Below are 26921 nucleotides of genomic sequence, written 5' to 3' on the forward strand. Positions count from 1 at the left end.
ATGTCCAATCAAGGAGAGGGTGCGCCCCTGGTTTTCTTCAATGAATCGCCACGGCCGGAAACCACATAGTCCTTCAGCCGGAACTTGCGAGTATCCATGTTCCAGTGCACCGGCTCACCGCTTTCGACCCACAAGCCGGATTCGGTGGTGAAACGCGGATTGCCTTCAAGCAAGGCCAGTTGATTCGTCGGAGTCAGTGTCAGGCGTTCCCCTTCTCCACGCAGGAACCGCTGGCTGCGCGACGATAAGAACTTCACCCCGCCCTCCGCCACAAGCCGGTCCAGTCGATTCGTCACCGCGGACATTTCCGCCACCACACTCAGAGCTTCCATGCGATCTTGATTCTGGCGAATCACCACATTTCCATCGGCCGCAATCCGACGGGCTCTCTTGCCTTCCTCGTCGAGCACGACATTCAGATTCTGGGCGTCGAGAGTGCCGGCCGGAGTCTTCACCTTGACGGGGCCGGAGAAGGTGACGCGGCCTTCCCGCATCATCATGCCGCTGGACTGAATCTCGGCCTCGGCGGCCTCGAGGGGAATGGAGGGAGGAACAGGCTTGGCTTGGAACCCTGACAAGTCCGGAATGAGTCCGCTGGCCAAGACCATCTGCCCGGGCAGAACGAGGGTCGAACCTCCTGCCACCACGACGTCCGGAGAAGGGGATGTGACCTTGAGGCGCACCTGCCCGCCCTTGCCGCGGTACTCGCGCATTTGCCATTCGGCGCCACCGGCGAGCGTGAGCCAGCCGCCGGATTCCTCGAACTCCGCCTTGGCGCCTCGCAATTGACCTCGGGATTGGAGATCGATCAAATCGATTTCAACGGAGTCTTCGGCCACGATGCGCTCCAGCCGGTTCGTCCCGGTTCCTTGAAACACTTGCAGACGCCCCGCGCGCAACGTCCATTGATTCTCGCTGCGGGCATTGACGCGCCCTTGGAAATCGGCGCGAGCATCGCGAAACGTGTAACGCTCAGAATCGATCTCCACCCAGTTGGTTTTCCCGGGGTTTGATCCCACGGGAAGCGGCATGCGCAATCGGGCCTGGCCCTGGGCTTCAAAAATGATCGGGGTGGCGGCCGCGGTGGGAGCCTGTCTTTTCCGAGACGAGGTGATCAGCAGTTGATCGGCCCCGCCTTCCAACCCTCGCGCCTTGAATTGGGCTCCGCCGCGAAGATCCAGGCGGTCGTTCCCTTCGCTGGACTTGTCCGCGATAAACAAAGCCTGGCGGCCGGAAGCCTCGTAATGTTCCGCGCCTTCGGTCAGCGCGAGCCGAACATCGTCTTCAGCCTCGATGCGCTCGAAACCGCCACCTTCAACGCCCAGCGTCGCCGTGAGGCGTTCGCAGGAAAGACGTATTCTCCCCGATTGCTCCGCATTCACGCTGCCCATAAAGATGGCGATGCTGAGACGGGAATCGTATTCGAGCCGGTCGGCTTGAACCTTGATGGGCATCTCCGCATCGTCCCGCCCCGCCGGAGGGCGCAAAACCGCCTCAACCCGATTCGAAAGCACCAACTGACCGGACTTCTGCCGCCATTCGAATCCCACTCCTTCCAGCTCCAGTTTGCCGTCCGCCTGGGTGACCTTCAAATGGCCCGGCGAGGAAGCGGAATGGTCGGCCTGCCGGAAGAAGCATTCCTCGGCTACGGCGGTCATTTCGGGTTGGCGCTGGGCGCGAAAGGTTTTCAACTGAAACTTCGTGATGAGGAATCTTCCGTCTTTGAGCGGTCGAAACCCTTCCCCTTCGAACTGGGTGCGGAGTTCCCCCTTCTCGTCAAAAACAGGCGCCTTGAAGCCTCCACTGACCCTGCCGGAGCCAGCCGGAGCGGGACTGGCCGCCTGGAGTCCGATGCCAGCCAAGGCAAGCACCATGGTCATGGTCCATTTCATCGAGCCGCCTCCTGAATTCTCAGCCATCGTTCCAGCAGCTTGGGAACCTCGCGCAGGGAAATCATGTTGGCGCCATCGCTGGGAGCCCGATCGGGATTCGGATGCGTCTCGAGGAACACTCCGTTTGCGCCGGCCGCCACCGCGCCGGCCGCCAGGGTCGGCACAAACTCCCGCTGGCCTCCCGAGCAACCGTCACCGGCCCCCGGCAACTGCACAGAATGTGTGGCGTCGAACACAACTGGATAACCCAAAGCTTTCAGTTGCGGGATGGAACGAAGATCCACGACGAGGTTGTGATAGCCGAACGTGGTGCCCCTTTCGGTCAGCAACAAGGCCCCGGCTCCCGCCTGCTTCAATTTGTCCACAACTCCTCGCATCTCCCGCGGAGCCATGAATTGGCCCTTTTTCACATTGACCACCCTCCCGGTGGCGGCGCAGGCCAGCAAAAGGTCGGTCTGGCGGCAAAGAAAGGCGGGCACTTGCAAAACATCCACGACTTCCCCGGCCAGAGCGGCTTGCGTTTCGTCGTGGACATCGGTGAGCAGCGGCACTCCGAGGATGGATCGGACACGGTCCAAGATCTCCAAACCTCGCTCGAGCCCTGGACCACGGTAGGATTTCGAGGAGGATCGGTTGGCCTTGTCGTAGCTCGCCTTGAACACGAAGACGACGCCGAGGCGCTCGCAGAGGTCGCGCAAACGTTCGGCGACGCGCAGACAAAGCGCTTCGTTCTCGATCACGCAGGGGCCCGCGATGAGAAAGAGACGTCCTTCCTTTCGCAGTGACCGCCACAATTGGGATCCATCGGCGCGCACGGACTCCTTGTAACAACCGCCGCGGGGTTTTGTCGATGGCGGGGACGACGTTTCGCGCCCGGACCCGTTCGTGGCCCGCAGGGTCCCTTGCATCCACAGGTGGTCGGTGATGCGCACGGCCGCGCCGGGGCGCGGCGTTCACGTTGCTTCAGGGCGTGTCTTCACATGGGCAGGGCAGGTTCAACGGCCGAGGCTGGTGCCAGAGCGAAGGCATCCACCCGGGGCGGGCCATGGAACGGGAGGAGATCGCCGCGGCCGATGGGCGCGAGCGGAGGCGCCGTGAACGGCGCGCCCCGACAACTTGCGGGTGCACCGGGCAGAGTTCCGTGCCTCCCGAAGCTGTTCTTGGCTCTCCTCGCCCGCGGATGAATGACTTTGGAAACCGTCTCAGTTGTCTGCCATGTGGCGCAGGCTGCCCAGCCTGCCGTATCGCCGACGGCCCCACGGCCCGGCGGGTGAAGAACGAGGCCCTTCCATGTTCTCCACGCGCTTGGTTTCCTTCGTCGCCCCGCAGGCTGGGCAGCCTGCGATACAGCCGACAGGGCTGTCTGCGTTACCACGACAACCCGGTCACCGCCAACCTTTAGATGCACCGCGCAAGGCGTGCCTCCTGGGAAGCTGCTTGCCCTTCCGTTCGGCGCTTACCTAGACTCGTTCTCCATGCTCGATATCAAACGAGTTCGCGAACAGACCGGCCAGATCCAGGAAAGGCTGGCCAGCCGCGGCGCCGGAGACGAACGCCACATCCCAACCTTGCTCGACCTCGACGAGCAGAGGCGCAAGGCGCTTGTTTCCGTCGAATCCCTCAAGTCTCAGCGCAATCGCGTTTCGAAGGAAATCGGCGCCCTCATGAGCCAGAAACGGGTGGAAGAAGCCGGGAACATGAAGGCTGAAACACGGCGGATCGGTGACGAAATCACCGCTTTGGACAAGCAAGTCGCCGACATCGAGAAGCACCGGGAAGAGTTGCTGCTGCGCCTTCCCAATGCGCCCCATGAAAGCGTCCCGCTCGGCAAATCGAGCGAGGACAATCCCGTCCTCCGGGTCTGGGGGGAAAAGCCGGTCCTCGATTTCACGCCCCTATCGCATGTGGACCTGTGCCAGTCACTCGGCTTGGTGGATTTCCATCGGGGCGCGAAACTCTCCGGGAGCGGATTCCTGCTCTACACCGGCTGGGGTGCGAAACTGGAGCGTGCTCTGATCGCTTACTTGCTCGATCTCCACACCACGCAGCACGGATACACGGAGGTCTCGCCTCCCTATATCATCGGCGAACACTGCATGACGGGGGTTGGCCAATTTCCCAAATTCAGAGATCAAGCCTACGCTCTTCAAGAAGGGTTGGACGGCGGCACCCTGGGAAAACTCTATTTGCTTCCCACCGCCGAGGCACCCGTGGCGAATATTCATCGCGAGGAACTTCTGCGCGAATCGCAATTGCCGATCCGTTATTGCGCCTACAGCCCTTGCTTTCGCGCCGAGGCGGGAGCCGCGGGCGTCGGCACGCGTGGCATGATTCGGGTGCATCAATTCGACAAGGTCGAACTCATCAAAATCGTGCATCCCGACCAAGGCTACGCCGAATTGGACGCGATGGTGGCGAACGCGGAGAAAGTCCTGCAATCGTTGGGGCTGCATTATCGGGTGATTCTGCTTTGCACCGGGGACATGGGGTTTGCCAGCGCGAAAACCTTCGATATCGAAGTGTGGGCTCCCGGGCAAAACCAATATCTGGAAGTCTCGAGCTGCTCCAATTGCGAGGATTACCAAGCCCGCAGAATGGGCATGCGATTCAAAACCGAGCAGGGCGAGAATCGTTTTCCTCATATTCTAAACGGGAGCGGCACGGCTTTGGCCCGCTTGTTTGTGGCCCTGATCGAGAGCGGACAGCAAGCAGACGGCACGGTGGTCATCCCGGAACCTCTGCGGCCTTACCTCGGCACCGACCGCTTGCGGCCTGCCGGCTGAGCCTCCCTCATGCATATCCTGATCGCGACTGGAGAAGCCTATCCCTACTCGAAAACGGGGGGGTTGGCCGATATGGCGGGCGCGCTCGCGAAGTATCTGGCCAAGGGCGGGTATCAGGTGACCCTGGTCACGCCCCACTACGCGTGTGTTCGGGATCATTTTCCCGGCCTTCAACCGTTCGACTGGCAACTGGGATTTCCGATGGACCAGGGATGGGAGGAAGGGGAAATCCTGATCGATGAACCCGAGCGCAATCTGCGGGTTCTCTTCATCTCGCACAAACGTTATTTCCACCGACCCGGACTTTATGGGCAGGGCGGGCGGGACTATCCTGACAACGCGGAACGATTCGCCTTCTTCGACAAGGCGGTGGTGAATTTGGCGCGTTACCTTCCGGACAAGCCCGATGTGGTGCACGTGCATGACTGGCAGACCGGGCTGGTTCCGTTGTTGATGTTGCACCAGGAATGGCAGGAGGGATGGCTGAACGCGCCGCGCACCCTGCTCACCATCCACAATCTGGCTTATCAGGGATTGTTCGAAAGCTCCGAGTTTCGCTGGACCAATCTTCCCTGGGATTATTTTCAAGCCGAAGGGGTGGAATTCTACGACAAGTTGAATTTTCTCAAGGCGGCCATTCAGTTTTCGGATCGTTTGACCACGGTCAGTCCGCGCTATGCGGAAGAGATCCTGGAGGAGCCGATGGGTTGCGGACTGCGCGGCTTGCTTTCCCGCCGGCAGGCCGACCTCTCGGGAATCCTCAACGGAGTTGATTACTCCGAATGGCGGACGAAGCGAAATCCGCACCTGCGATCCTCCTACGATTGGAAGCAATTGGCGGGCAAGGCCCGTGAGAAGCGTCGCTTGCAACAGGAACTCGGATTGGAGCTTTCCCCCAGCACCCCCTTGTTTGGAAACGTGACCCGCCTGACCGAGATGAAGGGCTGTGATTTTGTCCTGGAAGCTCTCGAACTGCTGGCCGATCGCGAATGGCAGTTCGTGTTGCTGGGAAGCGGGGACGCGCGATTCGAGCAGGCCTTCACGAAGCTCGCCGCCAGCCATCCGGGCCGGATCGCGGCCCGGATCGGTTTTGACGTCGGCCTCTCCCATCGCATCGCAGCGGCCTGCGATTTCTACGTGATGCCCTCGCGTTTCGAACCCTCGGGATTGAACCAGCTCTACAGTCTTCGCTACGGCGCGGTCCCGGTGGTGCGAGCCACTGGCGGACTGGAAAACTCGATCATCGACGCCAAAGAAGATTTGGAACGGGCCAATGGCATCAAATTTCAGGAACCCTCGGGCAAAGCCTTGGCGAAAGCGATGTTGAAAGCACTGGCCTTGTATGAAAGCCAGGCGTGGCTGAAGCGCTATCGTCTGTCCGGCATGAAGGCGGATTTTTCCTGGAAATCCACCGCCCCAAAATACGTGGAAATCTACGAAAGCCTTCGCCGCTAACGCGCGGCGGGTGCATCTCGAAGTTGTCTGCAGCGTGGCGCCGGCTGCTCAGCCTGCCGTATCGCCGACGGCCCGTCGGCCCGGCGGGTGAAGGATAAAGCCCTTCCATGCTCTCCAAGCGCCTGGTTCCCTTCGTCGCCCCGCAGGCTGGGCAGCCTGCGTCACAGCAGACAGGGCAGGGCTGTCGGCGTGACCACGACAACCCGATCACCGACAACTTCAGCCTGCATGGCCGCACCGCTCTCGGTGCAGCCGCACGTTGTCGGGGCGCGCCGTTCACGGCGCTTCCGCCCCGCGACGCCGCCCGCGTCGAATTCCTCTCACCGCGTTGGCTGCCGAAGGTGCGTTTGATTGCTTTGGAATGACGCCAACACGCGATGCCTTTGACGTTTTCTCCGTGACCTCAGCGTCCTCTGCGCGAGGAAAAGCAAAACGCCACACGCCAAGCTCGCAACGGGCGCAACCCAACCAGCGCGCTCACCTACCGGCAAAGCTGAAGCGCCGTGAACTTGCGGATGCGCCGGTTACGGATTGCTCCGCGCTTGGCACGGGGAACGGGTCGCACCATATTCGGCGCATGGACAAAGACCGCGTGGCCGAGATCCTTGTGGAAATAGGAGTATTGCTGGAACTGAAGGGGGAGAATCCGTTCAAGACCCGCGCTTACTCGAGCGTGGCGCGAGCTTTGGAAACCTTGGGCGAACCGTTGGACACCCTGGTGGCAGAGCAAAGGCTGGGGACGATCAAGGGAGTAGGAGAGGCCTTGGAACAGAAGATCACGGAACTCGTCACGACGGGACGCCTGAAGTACTACGAAGATCTCAAGGCAAGTATACCCGGTGGACTCCTCGAGATGCTGCAAATTCAAGGGCTAGGGCCCAAGAAAGTGAAAGCCATGCATGAGCAACTCGGGATCGACACGATCGACGGGTTGGAGGCGGCTTGCAAAGCGGGCCGGGTGGCGGCGCTCGCGGGATTTGGCGAGAAGACGCAAAGCAAGATTCTCGAGGGCATCCAATTCAAGCGATCCTACGCCAGCCGGCATTTGTTCAGCGACGCCTGGGAAGCAGCCGAGCCTATCCTGGACAGCTTGCGCGGACACCCGGATGTGATTCGTTGCGGAACAGCGGGAAGTTTGCGCCGCCACAAGGAAGTGATTGGCGATGTGGATCTCCTTGCCTCGACCCGGCGCCCGGCCGCGGTCATCTCGTTTTTTGTTGAGCAGCCCGGTGTGGAGAAAATTCTCGCCCAAGGGGAAACCAAAGCCAGCGTCATTCTCGCGGGGGGCATTCAGGCTGACTTGCGAGTGGTGGATGACGCCGAATACCCTTTCGCCCTCGCCTATTTCACCGGCAGCAAGGAACACAACATCGTCATGCGGCAGAGGGCGATTCAGCGCGGACTGAGGCTGAATGAATACGGACTCTTCCGCGCCACGGAAGAAACACGGGATGCCGCCCTTCGGTTGCCCTGCCGGACGGAAGAGGACCTTTTCGCGGCGCTGGAGCTTGATTACATTCCGCCGGAGTTGCGGGAAGACCATGGAGAATTCGCTGCCGCGGAGAAGCACGAGTTGCCGAAACTCGTTGAATGGACGGATCTGCGCGGCTCACTGCACAACCACTCCCATTGGAGCGACGGCCGCGAATCGTTGGAAGAAGTTGCGGCCCACGCGCACGAAATCGGCTGCGATTACTGGGCGATCACCGACCATTCCCGCAGCTCGTTTGTCGCCAATGGATTGGATGCGGGCCGTTTGGAGCGTCAATTGGAGGCCATCGCCGCCATCAACCGGTCCTACGAGAAGGAGGGCAGTGATTTCAGGCTGTTGACGGGGAGTGAGGTGGATATTCTGGCCGAGGGGAATTTGGATTTCGCGGATGATCTGCTGGCGAAACTCGACGTGGTGGTGGCGAGCATTCACCAGGGATTTAGCGAGAACGAGGCGGTGATGACGCGGCGTCTGATTCGCGCCGCCGAGAACCGCCATGTCCACATGCTCGGTCATTTGACCGGAAGACTCTTGTTGCAGCGCCAGCCGTATCGCGTCAATCAGCAGGCCGTCATCGATGCATGTGCCGAAACGGGCACCTGGATCGAACTGAACGCCAATCCGCTGCGCTTCGATTTGGACTGGCGATTATGGCAGTATGCGAAGCGCAAAGGCGTGCGCTGTGTGATCAATTGCGACGCCCATCGCAAGGAGCAGGCGGGATACTTGCGTCTCGGGGCCGGCATTGCACGAAAGGGCTGGCTCGAGAAGGACGACGTGATCAACACCCTGACCTTGCCCAAGCTCAAGAAAGCCCTGAACGAAAAGCGCTCCCGTTAAGCGAAGATGGCCGGAGCGCGGGAGGAGCGGGCACGCGGCGCTTTCTGGGTGGGACGGTGCATCTGCAAGTGGTCGGGGCGCGCCATTCATGGCGCTTCCGCCCCGGCAACCCCCGCTCGCGCCGAATTCCTACCCCACGTTGACCGCCAAAGTTACGTTCGATCGCTCTCGCGTCAAACCATCCCCGTCAACCGCGCCAGGCGCGCCGGCAGAGCCACCTTGATCCGGCCTAAGCGGCGCGCCACGGCGATGCCGCGCGCCTCACGGACGACCTGTCGATGCACTGTGGGTGGAAGCGGGCATCCGTTCGAGGTTCTGTTGGGCGGCGCGGTGGAGGATCATTCTCCTCACCAATGGCCCGATCCTTCGAGGAGCGTGATTGAAGAGGAGTAAGGGTCAACGGCAGACGCGGGCAAATTCGGGAATGATCAGGCCAAGGAACGGGCGGCGGCATCCGCCGGAATCCGTCATGACTTCTGCGGCATTCAACCATGCCCACTGAGATTATGATCACGAACCTCTTCATTTTCCTTTGTGCTGCCGGAATTGTGTCAGCCTATCTCTCGATGGTGCATCGCCTGTTGAAGGACGCCTGACGGCGGCCTCCCCACGGCGGGTCATCGACCCGGGACTCCGCGCAATCCGGGAGCGGCGTAGTCATTCCAAGCTTGATCGAGCGAGGCTGGATCGGGCGCGCCGTCAAAGACGACAAGCCGGTATCTTGCGCGGTGGGTGGCGCCGGGTTTGATTTCGAAGTCTCCCGCTTGGGAGGGCGCGAAGTTGAGGAAAGGTTCTGACGGATGCACTCGAATGGGCTCGGGTGCTCTGAAGTTTCCGGGATGCGCCAGGACGGCGATGCCGCAGTCTCTTCCATCGACTCTTCCCCACATCGCGCACCACTTGGCCCGGGTCGCGTGAGCTTTCACACGGTCCGATTCCCCATTCGAAGTTAAGAATCGCGCATGGGGGATGCCATCCCAGGATCCCGCGCCGCGAATGCCGATGCCTCCATACCGGTATTCGGGAAGAAATAGCGGTTTTTCGGAAGCGCAATTTTGTTGAACATCAAGGTCGAGCACGCGGGGCGCATCCGGCTGCATCGGAGCCACCACCGACGCGTCCCAAGTTTCGATCAACACGTTGACGGGCGCGCCGGAGGTGAGGTCCTGGTATCGCTGCGTGGACCGCAAGCGCGCGTGGAGGGGGCCTGCGTCGAGTTGGTTCAGTTCGACGAATTCAACCAGGCCCTTCCCATCGCCCATGTTCCAAAAATCGGGGGTTCGACCATCGAAGCGGGTGTTCGTCCAGGCGAACCAAACGCCGTGGTGATGGACGTGGTTGGTCGGAAAATCGTCCGTGACCCAACGACCCGACGGTGTGACCAGGGGATGAAAATAGCCGCCGCGCCGGAAAATCGGTTTGATGTTGGATCGCGGAAAAGTTCCCGGAAAAGATTGAAACCCCATGAGGAGACGTCCTCCGGCGCGGAATTCGAGTCGATGATCGTTGGTGGAAATCTGAATGGCGCTGGCGAGCGGGCGCCGTCGAAGGACCGGCTTGACGCGCATGCTGCCGGAAAAATGCGCGGGCATCTGGACGAGAAACGTGCCGGGTGATTCGGGGTGGGACTGGACGGGCACTCGCTTCAGACCGCGCCCGGTCGCTTCATAGTGCCCGAGAAGGTCTGCTCCGGGCAGTTCCAACTTGAGCAATCGGGGAACGCTGGAGTGGCGCGCCGCAGCAGGCGGGATGGCAACGGTCCAATCCGCCCAGAGGGGTTGGATCAGACTGACGGCGCAGAGCCAGGCGATCCGGCGCACAAGCATGATCATGGACATGAATTTCATCGTGGAGAGGTATTCGTTCAACGGACCCTGCGGCTCGGGGAACGGGGGGGAGGTTAACCTCTTTTGCGGGATGGGGGAAGCCATTGCTTTCGCGGATGAACTGGTGGAATGATGAACTTCTCATGAGCATGTCGGGTAGCCAGTGGCGTCATCGGGTTTGGAAGGGGTGCAAACGAATCCTTCTCCTGGGGGGAGTGTTGCTCGCGCTCGCGGCCGCGCTCGCAGGGGGGCTCTGGTGGTATTTTCACCCCGACCATACGCGAGTCGATGGGGTGGCATATGGATCCCGCAACGGAAAGCCTTTGACGCTGGACGTTCTGAGGTCGGAAAAGCCGAATGGTTTGGCGGTGGCCTTGATGGTGAGCGGCGGTTGGAAGTCGGGCAAGGCCGGGTCTGCACCCGCCTGGATGATGGCTCCGCTGTTGCGAAGGGGTTACACGGTTTTCGCCGTTTGTCATATCAGCCAGCCCGAGGCCACCGTGATGGAGACGGTGGAGGATGTGAACCGGGCCATCCGCTTCATTCGATCGCGGGCGAAAGAGTATGGAATCGATCCTGCGCGACTCGGGGTAACCGGGGGCAGCGCGGGAGGACATCTGAGTTTGATGCTGGCCACGCGGGGTGGACCAGGTTCACGAGACGCGGCGGATCCTGTGGATCGGGAATCGAGCGAAGTGCAAGCCGTGGCGATTTTCTATCCGGTGACAGATCTCCTGAATCTGGGGAGTTCCACGGAGAATCTCGGGGATGGAGGGCCGCCCAAGAGTTTCGTCAGAGCCTTCGGACCGCAATCGACCAACCTGGCAGTGTGGAGGGACATTGGACGCGCCATGTCACCGTTGCATCAAGTCCACGACTCTTTGCCGCCGGTCCTGATCTACCATGGTGACGCGGACACGCTGACGCCCCTTGATCAATCGGAACGGTTTCGAGACAAGGCCCGGGCGTTGGGGAATACCTTGGAATTGGTGGTCCATCGAGGCGGCAAGCACGGCTGGCTGACCATGCTCTGGGACATTCGGTCCTTTGCGGATTGGTTTGACCGGCATTTGGCAAAAAAATCATGAACACACGTTGGTTGGGATGGATCCGGTGGCTGGGTGTTGTGGGGGTGGGTTTCCTGAGTGGATGCGCTGTCGGGCCGCGTTCCGATCCGCCCGCTCTCAGCCGGTTCGAATACGAGGAGGCCCAGATGGGATTGCCGTTCAGAATCGTTTTGTATGCGTCGTCCCGGGTGGAGGCGGATCGCGCCTCGCAAGCGGCGTTTCGGCGCATCGCCGAGCTGAATTCCCGGTTGAGCGATTACGAAGACACGAGTGAAACGACGATCCTTTCCAAGTCGGGAGGAACGGGGCGCGAAGTTTCCGTGGGTTCTGACTTGTGGAAGGTGCTGCGGGGGAGTGAGGCGATGGTGCGACGGTCCGGGGGCGCATTTGATCCTACCGTTGGGCCGTTGATTCAGATCTGGCGCCGGGCGAGGAGGGAACGGGAGATGCCGAAGCCGGAAGTTGTGGAGGAAGCGCGCCGAAGGACTGGATTCCAAAAAGTCATTCTTTCGTCATCCAAGCGAACCGTCCGATTGACCACGCCGGGGATGAGGCTTGATTTCGGCGGCATAGCGAAGGGTTACGCTGCGGACGAGGCGATTGCCACTTTGGAAAAATTAGGCATTCGCTCCGCCTTGGTTTCCGGAGGCGGGGACATGACGGTGAGTGAACCGCCGCCGGGCCAGCAAGGCTGGAAAGTGGAGATTGGGGTGCCGCGTCCGGAAACGGCTGCTTCCAAGCGCTTCGTTTACCTGCGCCATCAAGGTTTGGCGACCTCGGGCGACTTGTTTCAGTATTTCGAACACGAAGGTGTGCGTTATTCCCACATCGTCAACCCGGCCACCGGCATCGGATTGACCCATCGAATCCAAGTTACGGTGATCGCTCGAACGGGGATGGAAGCGGACTCCCTCTCGACGGCGGTGAGTGTGTTGGGCATCGAGAAGGGGTTGAAGTTGGTGGAACGGACGCGGGGCGCCTCGGCCTCCATCCTCCGGTTGGATGGGCCGAACATGTTCCTCCGTGATTCGACAGGATTTGGCAAGCATCTGTGGAATGAACCGGCCCGCGAGCGTGGACGGTCGGAGTAACGTCGTCCATCGAGTTTCAGCAATGTGGTTTAGACCGAACTGCGCCCCGCGTTCGACGAACGGATACCATTCCACGCCCTGTTGGACGAAGTTTTCCTCGGACCACGCCTCAAGGATACGTTTTTGTGCAACAAGGGCGCGGTTTCACTAGCCCGGAAATTCCCAGTCGCGAAACAAGTATGAAATTTCCGGGCTAGGCGATCAGGTCGCGGACGACGTGGCCGTGAACGTCGGTCAGGCGGAAGTCGCGTCCTGCGTGGCGGAACACGAGTTTTTCATGATCGAAGCCGAGCATCCAGAGCAGGGTGGCGTGCAGATCGTGGACATGCACTTTCTTCTCCACGGCCTGAAAGCCGAATTCGTCCGTCGCGCCGTGGGCATAACCCCCGCGAGCGCCTCCCCCTGCCAGCCACATCGTAAAGCCGTGATGATTATGGTCTCGCCCGTTGATTTTCCCCGCGTTGGAACCCGGTGTGGGAAGTTCCACCGTGGGCGTGCGTCCAAATTCGCCGCCCCAAATCACGAGCGTTTCGTCGAGCAAACCTCGCTGCTTCAGATCCTTCAGGAGCGCCCCGATGGCTTGGTCTGAATCCTTGGCTAAACGGCGATGGTTCACCTCCAAGTCGTCGTGGTTGTCCCAGGGTTGGCCGGATCCGGTCCAGACCTGCACAAAGCGGACGCCGCGTTCGACGAGTCTTCTCGCCATCAGCATCTGGCGGCCCTGGGTGTGGCGTCCGTAGAGGTCCCGGATGGTCTCCGGTTCGCGAGTCAGGTCCAAGGCGTCCGTGGCATCCAACTGCATGCGGTAGGCGAGTTCGAAGGATTGGATGCGCGCCTCGAGTTGGGCATCCTCGGCACGGGCGCGCAGGTGGCGCGCGTTGAGTTGTTGGAGCAATTCAAGCTGCTTCTTTTGGGTCTCGAGTCCGGTGTAGCGGTTTTCGATGTGCTCAATCAACTTCTCCATCTCCGCGTGTTGCGTGTCGATATAGGTGCCTTGGTAGACGCCGGGGAGGAATCCTGACTGCCAATTTTGGGATTCTTGGATGGGATAGCCGCCCGGGCACATGGCGATGAAACCGGGTAAATTCTGATTGATGGTGCCGAGCCCGTAGGTGAGCCAGGAACCGAAGCTGGGCCGGATCTGCCGTGCCTCGCCGCAATTCATAAGCAGCAGGGACGGTTCGTGATTGGGCACGTCCGCGTGCATGGAGCGAATCACGGCGATGTCGTCGATGCATTCCGCAACCTTAGGGAAAAGTTCGCTGACTTCGAGTCCGGATTGCCCGTGAGGCCTGAACTTGAAGGGAGAGCCGAAAGCGGCTCCCGTCCGGCGCTCGGTGGCGAGATTGGCCGACGGCAGTGGCTTGCCATGATACTGGTTGAGCAACGGCTTCGGGTCGAAAGTATCCACATGCGAAGGCCCGCCATTCATGAACAGGTGAATGACCCGTTTGGCTTTGGCGCCGAACTGCGCTGGTCGGGAAGCGAGAGGCGAGAGCGCGGGCGCATCCGGAGCGGAAGCAGAAAGCGAGGAGAACAGGCTGGCCAGACCAAGCGCGCCGAATCCCATGCCGCAACGGTTCAAGAATTCCCGGCGAGTCTGGAAAAGGTGTTCGAGTTGGAGTTCGTTTCCCCCGTTTTTTGGGGGGCGAACGCCGAACGCGTGGTCATCGAGATTCCGCATCGGGACCAGAATTGCCCGGCTCCCCATAAAGGTCAAATCCGGATCTTGCTGGCAGGCGAGTTGGGAGCGGTGCTAGCTTCCGGCGTGTGCAGGCCTGCGCTCAGGCCGGGTCTGGACGCGTTTATGAGACAAGAAACACCAGTGGCGGCGGTGCAACTCCCCGTCGAGGGCGATGTGCATCCCTTGGCGGCGTGTTTGGGTTCGGGCGCACGGGTGCCGGCGCTGGCCTGGCCGGGAGGCGAGATTCGCAACCTGGAGGATTTGGAGTGTTTCTTGGATCGATACTTTCGCGAATGGCTGTTGCCTTCGGAATTACCCAGAATTCTGCAAGCTGCATTGCTCGCCAGCCAGTCGAAGTTTCGTGAGATCACGTCGCTCGACTCCCCTGACGGGCAGGGTGCATGGCTGCCGCCCCTGGCGGAGGCGAGTCGGAAATCGGGATCTCTTCAGCTCAGAAAAATGATGGCCTTGAGGGACTTGAAAGGATTGCGCCGGTATGGGGAAGCGGTTCGGCAAGGGAAAGCAACCGGTTCGCATACGGTGGTTTTCGGAACGATGCTCGGCATCTACGCGATTCCGTTGCGTCAGGGGCTGATGCACTATGCGAGGCAAACCATGTTGGGCTTGGCCGAGGCGGGCGCGGATCGTTTGAAACTGGGGGAGGAGCAACGGCGGACGCTGATGGATGGATGGGCCGGGAAAATCGAACAGCCTCTCCGCCATCAGATGGATCAATTGCTGGCCAATGGCCTGGAGCTGCTTGGGTAGTTGAGGGCATCGAGGGTCCCCATGTCGCATCATGCCAGCGAATTTCGGTTTTAATGCCGCGGATTGGGTGGTGATCCTGGTTTACCTGACCGGGATTCTCGGGTTGGGATTGGCGTTTGGCAAAGGACAGTCCACCACACGCGATTATTTTCTCGGCAGCCGGAACATCCCCTGGTGGGGGGTGGGACTCTCCATCGTGGCCACGGAGACCAGCGCGCTCACTTTCATCGGTGTGCCCGGGATGGCTTTCGGTCAGGATCACCTGTCGTTTATCCAGATCGTGATTGGTTATGTGCTGGCGCGAGTGCTGCTTGCCTGCTTCCTGGTGCCTCACTACTTCCGGGGCGAGATTTATTCGCCTTACCAGCTCTTTCGAGATCGATTCGGTTCGGGAGCACAGCGAACGGCGGGGGGAATCTTTTTGGTGGCGGGCACCCTGGCCGCCGGAGTGCGCGTTTACGTGACTTGCATCCCCTTGCAACTGCTCCTGGGATTCCAAACCGACGAGATTTTTTGGGTCATGGTGCTCTTCGTCGGACTGTCCTTGATCTACACCTATGTGGGCGGCGTCAAGGCGGTGATCTGGACCGATGCGGTTCAGTTTGTGTTGTTGCTGGCCGGGGGTATTTTCACGTTGATTTACATTCCGACGCTGCTGGACGGAGGATGGACGGCGGTTTGGAAGCAGGCGCAGGAAGGGGGCAAATTGCAGTGGCTCAATACGGAATGGGGATGGAACCGTCCGCTGAATCTATGGATGGGAGTCTTCGGGGCGACCGTACACGCGATGTCTTCACACGGAGCCGATCAATTAATCGTGCAGCGAGTGTTGACCTGCTCCAACGTCAAAGAGGGCCGGAAAGCGTTGGTCTTGAGTGCGGTGATCATTTTTCCACTGATGGTGCTGTTCCTCCTCACGGGCGTGTTTCTTTGGGTCTATTACCAAGTGAATTCCGCCATGCCCGTGCCGATTCCCGAGCTGCGCCCGGGGGTTTCGAGGAACGATTACGTGTTTCCAATTTTTATCCTCACCGTGATCCCCAACGTCTGGAAGGGTTTCTTGATCGTGGCGATCCTCTCGGCGGCGATGTCCTCCGTCAGTTCGGCGCTTTCAGCACTGGCGTCGGTTTCAACGATGGATTTCTTGCGCAGATCGGATGGGGAAGAGGAGCCGGAGAGAGCTCTGGCGCGGAGCAAGCGAGCGACGCTTTTTTGGGCGGTGGCGATGGTGGGAGTGGCATGGTTTGCCCAGCAGGCGGAATCCATTCTTCACCTCGCCATGACGCTGTCGGGGCTGACCAGCGGCGCCATGTTGGGGGGGCTGATCCTGGCCGTATGGGGACCACCAGGAAGCTCGCGTCCCGTCGTCGCGGGCATGCTGGCGTCCTTTTTCTTCATGGTGGGGCTTACGTCACAGACCGCCGTCAAAGTGGCCTGGCCGTGGTTCACCCTGATTGGCACCGTGATCACGCTCGCAGTCGCGGCCATCGGGATGATGCGAGACCGGCCGGCCAAGCCCTGAATCGGTGTCAACGCCTCGCCCCGGCGCTGCCGCGCGCAGCACCGATTACCTGTGGATGCACTGAAAAGGGGGAGTCGGTTGTTTTCACGGAAGACATTTTGAAGGGACCCCGCTAGGGTTGCTCCCCAACATCCCTACACCATGTTGTTCGAATTCATCTTCACCCACTTTCGATCACGCCTCGTCCTTGGGCTCATCCCGGTCCTGGCTCTGACGCTTTCCGGTGCCACCGTGGAACTGATTCCCAGGGGAAGCAACTGGAGCTGGTGGAAGGGAACCAACGATCCGGTCTCCGCGGAGGGCTGGCGATTGAAAACGTTCGACGATCGCGCCTGGTCTCGGGGTGCGGCGCCCTTTCACTACGGCGAGGGCGTTGCCACCGGCACGGAACTCGCCGACATGCGCAACAATTACAGCGCCGTCTATCTGCGCCGCCCGTTCCGGTTGGACGCCCCCGCGGACGTCGCCGTCCTTCACCTCGGTGTGGCGGCTGATGATGGATTTATTGCCTGGATCAACGGCCGGGAGGTCGCCCGGTTCAACCTTCCTGATGGACCTGTCTCCCGCTCCACCCTCGCCGTGGGCGCTGCGACGGAGCCTGTTCCTTTTGACCAGTTCACCGTCACCCATGCGCCAGGACTGCTCGAACAGGGAACGAACATCCTCGCGATCATGGGGTTCAATATTTCCTTGGGTGGAAGCTCAGATTTTTTTCTCGATGTTGCGCTCGCGGCGGAATTCGATTCCAACGCTCCACGTATCATCGAAACCATTCCAGTCCCGGGCGTTCGAGTTCGCGACTTGAGCACGGTCGAACTTCATTTCAGCGAACGGGTCACCGGACTTGACGCCGCGGACCTTCTCATCAATCGCGTTCCTGCGGAGCGGGTGGAGGAAACGGCCCCGGGTCACTTTGTGTTCTCGTTTGCGCCACCCGGCGAAGGTTTGGTCACCTTGGCCTGGCGTGACGGTCACGGCATTACCGATCTCGCGAATCCTCCCTTGCCGTTTGCCGGAGCCAGTTGGACGTATCAGCTCGATCCCAACATCACCGTGCCTGGCGTGGTCATCTCCGAGTTCATGGCGGACAACGACCGAACCCTCAATGACGAGGACGGGGACAGTTCCGATTGGATTGAACTCCACAATTCGAACGAGGATGCCGTGGATCTGACGGGCTGGTTTCTCAGTGACGATCCGGCCGTGCCCACGAAATGGAGGTTCCCCGCGATCTCCATCAAGGGTCAAGGTTACCTCCTCGTCTTCGCTTCCGAGAAGGACCGGACCAATGCCACAGCGCGATTGCATACCAACTTCCGCCTCAGCCCATCGGGTGAGTTTCTTTCCCTTTTCGACCCTCGCACCAACGTGATCAGCGCTTTCTCCCCGGCGTTTCCACCCCAGGAAAAGGATGTTTCGTATGGACGCTTGGTGGGTACCAGAGGCACGGGATATTTCAGCAAACCCACTCCGGGATCCGCCAACAGCAGCGGAGGCGTGGGATTTGCCGCCGCCGTCGAGTTCTCCCGATCCAGCTCCACTTTTTTCAACCCTTTACACTTGATCCTGTCTTCCGCCGGCACCAACACCTCAATTCGTTATACCCTGAACGGCGCGGCCCCTACCCAGGAATCGGCTCTTTACACCGCGCCTGTCCCCATCACCAATTCAGTCCTGGTGCGTGCGCGCGCCTATGCTCCCGGACTCCTCCCCGGACCGATTCGATCCGAAGGCTTCGTGCTTCTCGGACGCGACGTGCTTGCCTTTACCTCCGACCTTCCGGTGCTCATTCTGCATACTGCGGGTCAAGGCACCATCTCGGCCTCTCGACAGACGCCCGCTCATATTTCCCTCTTCGAACCCATCAACGGTGTCACCTCCATCACCAACAAACCTTCATTTCATACACGTGGCGCCCTGAGGGTGCGAGGCTCCAGCACGGAAGGGCTGCCCAAGTCCAGTTGGGCGATGGAATTTTGGGATGAAGCCAATCTCGATCGCAATCTGCCCATCCTCGATTTTCCGGCGGACTCCGATTGGGTCCTCTACGCTCCCAACAGTTTCGAGCCTTCGCTGCTGCACAATCCCTTCATGCACAGCCTGAGCAAGGACATTGGGCGTTACTCCCCGCGCACTCGCTTCGTCGAGGTGTTCGTCAGCCATGGGTTCACGCCCGGACCGATCGCCAGCAACCGCTACAACGGCATCTATGTGCTGGAAGAGAAGATCTCCATCGGACGGCATCGCGTCGCGATCGACAAACTCGAGCCCGAACACCTCAATGCCCCCGAAGTGCAAGGGGGCTACCTGTTGAAAATCGACCGCCTCGATCCGGGAGACGCCGGTTTTTCCGGCGCCGGGATCAACATGGGCTTTGTGGATCCCAAGGAACGCGAGATTGGACTTCCCTCGCGCGCTGCCCAGCGAAACTACATCAGGTCTTATTTTACCGCCTTCGGACAAGCGCTCAATGATCGCACGCTTTTCAACGACCCCCTTCGCGGTTACGCGGCTTACATTGACACCGGATCCTGGATCGACTTTCACTGGCTCAACACCCTGTCCGCGAATCCGGACGGATTTCGCCTCAGCACCTATCTCCACAAACCCCGGTTCGGAGGGATCACGTTCGGACCCATCTGGGATTTCGATCGCACGCTCGGGTCCACGGACGGACGCGATATGAATCCGCGATTGTGGGGCGGAGGTGGGTCCGACTTCTTCTTCAATTTTACCTGGTGGGGGACCCTTTTTCGAGACGCCGATTTCTTCCAACGATACATCGACCGCTACCATGAATTGCGGCGTGGCGAATTTTCCACCGCCGCCTTGCATGCTCGGGTGGACCGGCTCGCCGGGGAGGTCCGGCAGGCGCAGCCTCGCGAGCGGGCACGCTGGCGCATCACTCCTCGCGGCGGCAGCTACGATGCCGAAATCGCCCGTTTGAGAGCGTGGCTCTCCAATCGCGTGGATTTCTTCGATGCTCAATTTGTGCGCCCACCTCTGCTCAGTCGTGCCGGAGGCTCCGTCGCGCCAGGGTTCGAACTGACGCTCTCCAATCCGACGAATACCCCCATCTATTACACCCTCGACGGAACCGATCCGCGGCTTCCGCGCGGTGTTCCCTCCCCGGCAGCCAGGATTTACGAGGGCCCTCTCCGACTCTCGACGAATGCCCGCGTCACCGCGCGGGTCTTCAATTCCAATCACCGTCCCCGCACCGGCGCCGGCGGGCCTTTGACGAATTCGCCGTGGTCCGGACCTGTCACCGCCACGTTTGTGGTGACCCCCATAACGCTATCCATTTCCGAGATCATGTTCCATCCGGCGGAGGACAGCCGAGGGAGCTTGAGCCCGCGCGATGACCTGCAATTCATGGAGTTGAAAAACACAGGAACCGCCCCTGTCAATCTCGCCGGCATTTCTTTGGAATCCGACGTACGCTTTCAATTTCCGACCAACACACTTCTCTTGGCGCCCGGGTCGAGATTGTTGGTCGTGAAGGACAAATCCGTCTTCGCGTCCACTTATCCCACCGTCGATCCCTCCATCATTGTGGGCAATTTCAGCGGTTCTCTTTCCCATGGCGGCGGGCGGCTGTTCCTTCGCGGCCCGTTGCAAGAACCCATTTTGGACCTGGAGTACAAGGACTCTTGGCAACCGTTGGCGGACGGCTTTGGCTTTTCCCTGGTGCTGCGGGATGAAACGGTTCCGGTGCCGAAACTCAACGATCCCGCCTCGTGGAGGTTGAGCGCCCGCATCGGAGGTTCGCCCGGGGCGGCGGATCCTCCCCCACCTGTCCTGCCGATCGTCCTCATCAATGAAGCCTCGACGCACTCTGATCCCGGACGCCGGGATTATGTGGAATTGTTCAACCCCGGTCCTGCGGCGGTGGATGTGTCTCATTGGTATCTGACGGATGAATTTCGCCGGCCCAAACTCTACCGTTTTCCCGTCGGCAGTGTCATCCCGGCCGGCGGGTTTCTCACCACCGTCGAAGGAGACTGGTTTTCCGGAGCCAACCCCCTCTTCTCACTCAATTCCGCAGGAGACCAAGTCTATCTGTTTTCCGCGAATGCTGGCGGACAACTCACGGGCTGGTTTCACGGCTTCGAGTTCGGGTCGATTCCGCCCAATGTCACGTTCGGGCGTTACCAAGCCTCCCAAGGCCGCGAATATTTCCTTCCCCAAAGCCGCCCCTCTCCAGGAGCGACCAACGCCGGACCGGCTGGGAGTCCAATCGTGGTGGCGCAACTCCTTTTCCATCCCCCTGACGCCGGATTCGCCAACAACACCCTTCAGGAATTCGTCCTGCTGCGGAATCTTGCCGATCGTGCGGTGCCGCTCTCTGATCCTGACCGATCGCACGCTTCATGGCGGTTGCGTGGAGAAGTCGAATTCGATTTTCCGGCTCGCGCCCAACTCGCCGCCGCAGGGTCCGTGATGATCGTCTCGTTCGATCCGCTCGAGCAGTCAGGTGCGCTGGCAGGGCTGCGAGCCCGATTCAACGTTCCCCTGTCCATTCCCATCGTTGGCCCGTGGACAGGACGTCTGAACAATGCCGGCGGCGAAGTCCGCCTCCTCCGCCCTGGCACGGCGAATCCGGACGACGACGCACGTCTTGCTTTCGACATTGCCGAAACCGTCCCCTACCAACCGGTTTCGCCCTGGCCGACAGGTGCTTCCGGGACAGGCCGCGCTCTGGTCCGCGCCAAACTGGATGGCCCCTCTGTTGATCCCATCCATTGGACTTCGGCGATCCCATTTCAGCCCTCTCCCGACGCCGACCGCGACGAACTTCCCGACGATTGGGAGGTTTTGCATTCGTTCAGTTCCAATTCCGCCCTGGGGAACGACGGGCCCGGCGGCGACCCGGATCGGGATGGTCAGTCCAATCTTCAAGAGTATCGGGCCGGAACAGATCCTCGATCCGTAGCCAGCTTGCTGCAGATTCGCCAAGTACGCCTGCTTGCGGATCGAGTCATGCTTTCCTTTCCTTCGGTGGCAGGACGAACCTATTGGATCCAATACCGCGATGCTTGGGATGAATCGCCCTGGATCACCTTGCTTCGAGGGGCGACTTCTTACGCGGGAGAGGAGCTTTCCATTGAGGATCCACGCGGGGGCCAAACCACTCGTTATTACCGATTAACCCTCCCTTGATCGGCCCATGGGAGGATTGCCTTGCGCCCGCTCACGATGCGGCAGCGTCTTCAGCGGCAATTCCACCCGCGCCGGACCGATCGCCTTTTGCGGCCAGCGCTATGGTTTTCCGAGCCGGTCGAGGATGTTGCGGGTGATCCGTTCGACCATGGGGTCCTTGCCGCGCAGGCCGTGCGCCCAGTCGGTGGATCCACAGGTGAATACCGTCCCCCCACGCGTGTAAACGCCGAGCACGGAAGCCCCCACTCGCTTTTGATCGAAGCGCTCGTACCACCAACTGTCGTCCGGATGCCATCGCGCAGGGCAGGTGGCCAAAATCTGAAAGTTCTTGGGAGTGCCGTCCTTGCCTGTGGGGACCGGTTTGCCGTCCTGCAGGACAAACTCGCAACCGTCGCATTCGTATCCCACGATGGTGTCTTTGCCTCCGAACTCCTCACCCACCTTGAGCGAAGTGCCTTCGAAGATCCAATGCTCGGGCCGATGGACTTGATAACTTCCTTTCCCATCCATGAACTGGCCGTGGCTTTTGTGGTAACCGCCATGGAGAAACCCGACTCCGGTCAGCTGGTTTTCGGGTCTGCCGACCAAATGGTGGCTCCAGAGGGTCGAAAGCAGTTGATGATTACCCGACGCGTAAACAGGATCGAGCGCGTAATATTGTTTCCAACATTCGAGCGCTTGGCCGTTCTCCTCCGTTCTGACTTGCCAGCAGCAAGTATTTCCGCTGAAGAACGCCACATTCCCACCCTTCTCGATGAAGGTCTCGAGGTGGTCCCGCATTTTGGAAGACCAGTATTCGTCATGGCCCACACTGAGCACCAGCCGGTAGGCGGACAGCATTTCAGGCCGTGATTCGAGGTCGAGATTGGCGCAATAGTCGAGCAGGTAGCCCTGGCCCTCCGCCCACTCGACGAACGGACGCTCCCAGTTGTTGAACTGGCTCGAGGGCGGGCGCAGGAAGGAGACGCGGTGACCTTGAACCTTGGCCAAGGCATGGTAGGCGTAGAGACTGAAGCCGCCCCAGTTGTTGTAGGCGTTGTAGGTATTGCTGCTGAGTTGAAGAAGGATGCGCGTTCTTCCGCCGGGCGCCAGAGGGCGCAGGATGAAGAAGCATTCACTTTCGGCGGTGCGCCTGCCCCGCTGGGTGTATTCGCCTCCCTGGTCCGCCGCCCGCAACACCACTTGGTAGTAACCGCTGACCCAATGACCTGGGATCTTGAATCGGAGTGACTCCCCCCAACCACACCCGTGGGAGGACGCATTCTGGGGCACAGGCCATTCCCGGCCCGGCACGCCGCTCAGATTCGTCACCACTTGGCGCTGCGCGCCCAGCCTGGCGATCTCGATGGAAAAATGGGATGCGGTGGTGGAAACGTGAAGCGTGAGATCCTCGCCGGGCTCCAGACTGACCTTCCCCGCGTATCCCTCGACGAAGAGCGAACGCGCGGGAGCAATGGCGGCCTCCGTGCCTGCCGTTGAGAACAGCCAAGCCGCGTGGAAGAGGGCGAGGAACTTGGGGGAAACTCGATGGAGCATGGAATGCATTCTAGAAGGCGGCCCGCCGGGATTCGAGCGGCAAATTCGGTGAAGCTTGACGCACCGTGGATCCCGATGTTGTTGGGAGGGCGGGCCTGTCCCAGCCCGCCGCCCACTGGATGCAAAACATCATGCTCCGGCGGCGCGCCGGGACGGACGCGCCCTACCAGCATCACCGGCAACATCGGGATGCACCGCTTGACGCACGGTTCAGTTGGAGTGAGGTGCCTGTGAAGTCGCCGTGCATCCCGAAGTGTTCTCTCGTGTGGCGCAGGCTGGCCAGCCTGCCGTATCGCCGACGGCCCGTCGGCCCGGCGGGTGAAGAAGAAGGCCTTTCCATGCTTTCCACGCGCCTGGTTCCCTTCGTCGCCCCGCAGGATGGCCAGCCTGCGCCACGGCAGACAGGGCTGTCTGCGTGACCACGACAACCCGGTCACCGACAATCTCTGGATACACCCGTGAACTCGGCGTTGGACGAAAGAAGTTTGACACTGTTGGGTCCGGCTCTTAGCTTCCACTGAAGCAAACGAATTTATGGCTGAGAACGTACCGACCCCCCCTCCGGCTGCCCCTGGAGCTACCCTTCCACCCAAGCCCGCGGAAGCGGCCAAAGTCCAACCGAAGAAGGAAACCGTTCGAATCAGTCTTCCCCCCAAGCCGACCGCATCGCCCACGATCAAGATCCCGGCTCCAGCCGCGCCAACGGCCTCGACTGCGGCGGCGGCGGCCCCCACTGCGGCCGCTCCTGCGGCAGCCCCGGCCGCCAAGCCTGCTCCTGCAGCAGCCCCGGCGGCCGCTCCACGTCCGGCTCCTGCTCCTCGGTCTGCCCCAGCGGCGCCTGCTGCGAGCGGCTTTGACGTGGCGGTCGCGGCCCTGAGTGCTCTTGTCGCCATCGCCGTGGTCGCGTCCTTGTTCCTGGTCGCCAAGTAGCGGGTTCGTTCTCCAACGCCTCAGCCTCAGGGCTGAAGTCCTTAACTAAATCGAAGATTTTCCAGGAGTCGATTATGGGTTCCTGTAGGAACTGAAAGCTCTGCGCAATTATGGGTTCAAGCAATATCGCTCATCTTAACGAACAAAACTTCGACACTGAAGTTCTTCAGTCTGCGGTTCCCGTGCTGGTTGATTTTTGGGCCGAGTGGTGCGGTCCGTGTAAAATGATCGCCCCCGTGCTGGATGAATTGGCTTCGGAATACGCCGGCAAAGTCAGCATCGCGAAGGTGAACATCGATCACGACCAGTCCTTGTCGGTCAAGTACGGCGTGCGCGCCATTCCCACCCTCCTCCTGTTCAAGAACGGACAGGTCGTCGATCAAATCGTGGGGATGAAGAGCAAGAGGGACTTAAAGTCCTGCCTGGACAAAGTGGCGACTTAACCTTGGTTCGGTGGTCTATGGCTCTGGTGGCGACTCCGAGGAAGCTGCTGGAAAAGAGCGACTTCTACCACCAGTTCTCGGTGCTTCTCCAGTCCGGGATTCCACTTCTCGAATCGCTCGACACCCTCCGCCGGTCACTTCCCGCGGGTGAGATTGCCTCCCGAGTTCAACCGGTCTCAGAAGGGATTGGGCGTGGACTCTCGCTCACGGAATCCCTCCTTCAATCTCGTTTTCCGATCGCTTCATTTGATACCGCACTCCTGGCGGCAGGCGAACGTAGTGGACGGCTTGATGAATGTCTGCGTTTGCTGGGCGAGTTTTACCGCACCCGCGCCGAACTGACGCGCAAGGTTTGGACGGAGTGCACTTATCCGCTTCTCGTGGTGCATGTGGCGGTTTTTCTGGCTCCCATCACCACCCTGGTGTTGAAGGGCGATGTCGCGGGTTACCTTGCCGCCGTGTGCTTGGTGCTCGTCCCATTTTATGCCGTTCTCCTGGGGTTGGTTTGGATTCTCCAAACTGAACATCAGGATGGCATGCGAAGGATTCTGGAAAGGGTGTTCAGCAGCATTCCCTTGCTGGGGGCGGCACGGGCGGATTTGGCGCTCTCGAGGTTGGCGCTGGGACTCGAGGCCTTGCTCAATGCCGGGGTGCCCGTTTTTGAAGCTTGGCGAGTGGCCTCCATCGCGAGTGGCTCCTTCCGACTGAGACAGTCTGCCTTGATCTGGATCGAAAGAGCCGAGGAGCGGGGATTATCCCCGGGAGAACTCCTTCCCAAGGAGCCGGTATACCCGGAATTGTTTTCGGGACTTTACCGGACGGGAGAAATGAGCGGCTCGCTGGATAACTCGCTTCGAAGGTTATACGCCCATTACCTCGAAGAGGGCATGCGCAAGATGAAGTTGGCGGCTGATTGGGGACCCAAACTGCTTTATTTTGGAATTGCCCTCTGGGTCGCTTTCCGGGTCGTCAGCTTCTATTCGACCATGTTTGGCAACTATCAGAAGGTCCTCGACCAGTGACAATTTCTGAACTCCATCGGAATGAGCACTTCCGCAGGTGTGAATTCCCGCATCTCGAACACCGACTTTCGCTCAACCACGCCGCCGCGTGCCCTCTCCCTCGGGCCGTCCAAGCAGCAATGGATCGAGTCACCTCCCTTTCCACTCGGGGAGGTCAGGACGATCCGGAATTGGCCAAGGTCGTTCCCGAAACACGAGAAACCGTGGCCCGACTCCTGGGCGCCTCAGCCGAGGAAATCGCCCTGGTGGGTCCCACGTCCATGGCTTTGAGCCTCGTCGCTTCAAGTCTTCCGCTTCGCAAGGGAGACAATGTGGTCATTTATCAGGACGATTTTCCCTCGAATGTGTACCCATGGCTTGCCTGGGCTGATCGAGGCGTGGAAGTGCGGTTTTTGAATGTTCGAAAATGGGGGGAGATTCGATCCGTCGAAGTCCTCGGGCAAGTGGATGAGAACACACGAGTTGTGGCGCTTTCCACCGGACATTTTCTCACAGGCCATCGGATCGATTTAGAAGTCATTGGTGCAGGATTATCGAAGCGAGGAGTCCTTTTCGGTGTGGACGCCATTCAAACCGCGGGCGCCTTTCCCCTCTCGGCCCGGTGGTTCGATTTCGCCGCCGTCGGCGCGCACAAATGGCTGCTGGGTCCTTGCGGTCCGGGCTTTCTCTACATCGCGAAGTCGCTGTCCGAACGACTGGGGCCCCAGGTTTACGGGTGGCACAACGTCAAGCATGACCATTTCGCAAGTCGCGATCAGATCGAGTTTCGTTCCGGGGGGCGTCGGTTTGAGGTTGGGACCTCCAATCTTGCGGGCCTTGCCGGCATGCGGGCGGGCATTGAGCTTTTGCTTGAATATGGCATCAAGTCGATCGGGGCAGCCCTCTGCTCCCATCGAAATTATCTTGCTGATCGGCTCAAAGAATCCGGTTGGGAATTGGTGAACTTTCCCTGTGCGGATTCACAGGCTACGGGCATTCTCAGTTTTGGTCGAACTGGATTGCAGATGCGCGGGGTGGCGGACACCTTGCGGACGGAAGGGATTGAGATCTCATTCCGAATGGACCGGATGGGGAGGGGATACCTGCGAGTCGCACCGCACTTCTACACCACGAGAGAGGACTTGGACCGTTTCCTTGCCGCTTTAGCTAAGATTTCTGGGAGCTAGCCTCAGACATCCTGACCTGGGGTGGAATCAGGATGAGCCGACCTGGCGGTAGATGAGACGGAGTTGGGTGGTCGGAAAGACGGTTTCTGTTTCAGTGAGGAGGATGCACATCTGGTGGATGGCGGCGTCCTGCAGCGTGTAATGCTCACGCGTATGTCGCAACAGTCCCTCCGACAGCAGCGCAGGCAAGGCCAGCAGGACTCCCCCGTTGGCGACATCATCGGCGGCGGCAAACTCCAAG

At 60.3% G+C, this 26921-nt stretch carries 18 protein-coding genes and 1 pseudogene; 14 read left to right on the top strand and 5 right to left on the bottom strand.

Annotated elements, in window-relative coordinates:
* Window positions 1-8: 8 nt before the first annotated feature.
* Together FJ404_03535 and FJ404_03540 are read right to left on the bottom strand one after the other, a co-directional pair.
* Complete coding sequence (locus FJ404_03535; GenBank protein MBM3821957.1) at window positions 9-1919, bottom strand: hypothetical protein; 1911 nt, start codon at window positions 1917-1919, stop codon at window positions 9-11.
* Window positions 1889-2800 carry a 3-deoxy-8-phosphooctulonate synthase gene (locus FJ404_03540; protein ID MBM3821958.1) on the bottom strand — a complete coding sequence of 304 codons (912 nt, stop codon included), beginning with the start codon at window positions 2798-2800 and terminating at the stop codon, window positions 1889-1891. Before FJ404_03540 ends, FJ404_03535 begins: the two co-directional genes overlap by 31 nt.
* A gap of 567 nt (window positions 2801-3367) precedes the next feature.
* Here FJ404_03540 and serS point away from each other — a divergent pair.
* The 4 genes from serS to polX all read left to right on the top strand — a co-directional run bounded on the left by serS (window position 3368) and on the right by polX (window position 8462).
* Window positions 3368-4675: a serine--tRNA ligase gene (serS, locus tag FJ404_03545; protein ID MBM3821959.1), complete on the top strand. Its 1308-nt coding sequence runs from the start codon at window positions 3368-3370 to the stop codon at window positions 4673-4675.
* Between the two features lie 9 nt (window positions 4676-4684).
* Complete coding sequence (glgA, locus tag FJ404_03550; protein MBM3821960.1) at window positions 4685-6130, top strand: glycogen synthase GlgA; 1446 nt, start codon at window positions 4685-4687, stop codon at window positions 6128-6130.
* A gap of 107 nt (window positions 6131-6237) precedes the next feature.
* On the top strand, window positions 6238-6495 hold the full coding sequence (locus FJ404_03555) for a hypothetical protein (protein ID MBM3821961.1): 258 nt from the start codon (window positions 6238-6240) through the stop codon (window positions 6493-6495).
* Window positions 6496-6707: 212 nt separating this feature from the next.
* Window positions 6708-8462, top strand: coding sequence for a DNA polymerase/3'-5' exonuclease PolX (gene polX, locus FJ404_03560; GenBank protein ID MBM3821962.1), 1755 nt, complete (start codon window positions 6708-6710; stop codon window positions 8460-8462).
* A gap of 617 nt (window positions 8463-9079) precedes the next feature.
* On the opposite strand, the gene FJ404_03565 is transcribed toward polX, so the two are convergent.
* Window positions 9080-10393, bottom strand: a complete 1314-nt coding sequence (locus FJ404_03565; GenBank protein ID MBM3821963.1) for a hypothetical protein — start codon at window positions 10391-10393, stop codon at window positions 9080-9082.
* 11 nt (window positions 10394-10404) lie between these two features.
* Here FJ404_03565 and FJ404_03570 point away from each other — a divergent pair, with 11 nt between their 5' ends.
* Entirely contained in the window at window positions 10405-11376 is a 972-nt protein-coding gene (locus FJ404_03570) for an alpha/beta hydrolase (GenBank protein MBM3821964.1), read from the top strand.
* Window positions 11373-12446 carry an FAD:protein FMN transferase gene (locus tag FJ404_03575; protein ID MBM3821965.1) on the top strand — a complete coding sequence of 358 codons (1074 nt, stop codon included), beginning with the start codon at window positions 11373-11375 and terminating at the stop codon, window positions 12444-12446. The genes FJ404_03570 and FJ404_03575 overlap by 4 nt, the downstream gene beginning before the upstream one ends.
* A gap of 193 nt (window positions 12447-12639) precedes the next feature.
* Here the strand turns inward: FJ404_03575 and FJ404_03580 are convergent, their stop codons facing one another.
* Window positions 12640-14130 carry a DUF1501 domain-containing protein gene (locus FJ404_03580; protein MBM3821966.1) on the bottom strand — a complete coding sequence of 497 codons (1491 nt, stop codon included), beginning with the start codon at window positions 14128-14130 and terminating at the stop codon, window positions 12640-12642.
* Between the two features lie 123 nt (window positions 14131-14253).
* On the opposite strand from FJ404_03580, the gene FJ404_03585 reads away from it, so the two are divergent.
* The 3 genes from FJ404_03585 to FJ404_03595 all read left to right on the top strand — a co-directional run bounded on the left by FJ404_03585 (window position 14254) and on the right by FJ404_03595 (window position 21583).
* Window positions 14254-14898, top strand: a complete 645-nt coding sequence (locus FJ404_03585; GenBank protein MBM3821967.1) for a hypothetical protein — start codon at window positions 14254-14256, stop codon at window positions 14896-14898.
* Window positions 14899-14929: 31 nt separating this feature from the next.
* The gene (locus FJ404_03590) at window positions 14930-16420 is read left to right on the top strand and encodes a sodium/solute symporter (protein ID MBM3821968.1); all 1491 of its coding nucleotides are present in this window, start codon (window positions 14930-14932) and stop codon (window positions 16418-16420) included.
* Window positions 16421-16561: 141 nt separating this feature from the next.
* A complete protein-coding gene (locus FJ404_03595; protein MBM3821969.1) occupies window positions 16562-21583 on the top strand; it encodes a hypothetical protein in 5022 nt (1673 codons plus the stop codon).
* A gap of 99 nt (window positions 21584-21682) precedes the next feature.
* On the opposite strand, the gene FJ404_03600 is transcribed toward FJ404_03595, so the two are convergent.
* A complete protein-coding gene (locus tag FJ404_03600) occupies window positions 21683-23068 on the bottom strand; it encodes a hypothetical protein (GenBank protein ID MBM3821970.1) in 1386 nt (461 codons plus the stop codon).
* Window positions 23069-23184: 116 nt separating this feature from the next.
* Here FJ404_03600 and FJ404_03605 point away from each other — a divergent pair, with 116 nt between their 5' ends.
* The 5 genes and pseudogenes from FJ404_03605 to FJ404_03625 all read left to right on the top strand — a co-directional run bounded on the left by FJ404_03605 (window position 23185) and on the right by FJ404_03625 (window position 26680).
* Window positions 23185-23538, top strand: coding sequence for a hypothetical protein (locus FJ404_03605; GenBank protein MBM3821971.1), 354 nt, complete (start codon window positions 23185-23187; stop codon window positions 23536-23538).
* 325 nt (window positions 23539-23863) lie between these two features.
* Window positions 23864-23941 (top strand): annotated as a pseudogene (locus FJ404_03610) (acetyl-CoA carboxylase biotin carboxyl carrier protein subunit).
* A 218-nt stretch (window positions 23942-24159) separates the two neighbouring features.
* Window positions 24160-24492: a thioredoxin TrxA gene (gene trxA, locus FJ404_03615; protein ID MBM3821972.1), complete on the top strand. Its 333-nt coding sequence runs from the start codon at window positions 24160-24162 to the stop codon at window positions 24490-24492.
* Window positions 24493-24509: 17 nt separating this feature from the next.
* Window positions 24510-25514, top strand: coding sequence for a hypothetical protein (locus tag FJ404_03620; GenBank protein ID MBM3821973.1), 1005 nt, complete (start codon window positions 24510-24512; stop codon window positions 25512-25514).
* 119 nt (window positions 25515-25633) lie between these two features.
* Window positions 25634-26680, top strand: a complete 1047-nt coding sequence (locus tag FJ404_03625) for an aminotransferase class V-fold PLP-dependent enzyme (protein ID MBM3821974.1) — start codon at window positions 25634-25636, stop codon at window positions 26678-26680.
* Window positions 26681-26921: the final 241 nt, after the last annotated feature.

It is taken from the genome of Verrucomicrobiota bacterium (genome assembly GCA_016871495.1).
Classification (GTDB): Bacteria; Verrucomicrobiota; Verrucomicrobiia; order Limisphaerales; family VHDF01; genus VHDF01.